At 54.0% G+C, this 441-nt stretch carries 1 rRNA gene; it reads left to right on the forward strand.

Features of this window, described 5'->3' with window-relative positions:
- Positions 1-441 (forward strand): 23S ribosomal RNA (locus AKJ13_RS29945); the annotation flags it as partial.

Raw genomic sequence — 441 nt, forward strand, 5'->3', positions numbered from 1 at the left:
CTGAACATGGGGGGACCACCCTCCAAGCCTAAGTACTCCTCAGCGACCGATAGCGAACCAGTACCGTGAGGGAAAGGTGAAAAGCACCCCGACGAGGGGAGTGAAACAGCACCTGAAACCGGATGCTTACAAACAGTGGGAGCTCAAGGTTCGTCCTGAGTGACCGCGTACCTTTTGTATAATGGGTCAGCGACTTAAAGTTACGAGCGAGCTTAAGCCGGTAGGTGGAGGCGCAGCGAAAGCGAGTCTGAACAGGGCGTTCAGTTCGTGGCTTTAGACCCGAAACCGAGTGATCTAGCCATGTGCAGGATGAAGGTGGGGTAACACCCACTGGAGGTCCGAACCAGTGCCCGTTGAAAAGGTCTTGGATGACGTGTGGCTAGGGGTGAAAGGCCAATCAAACTCGGAAATAGCTGGTTCTCCGCGAAAGCTATTTAGGTA

This window comes from Methylobacterium sp. ARG-1 (assembly GCF_001262595.1).
GTDB classification, from domain to species: Bacteria; Pseudomonadota; Alphaproteobacteria; order Rhizobiales; family Beijerinckiaceae; genus Methylobacterium; species Methylobacterium brachiatum.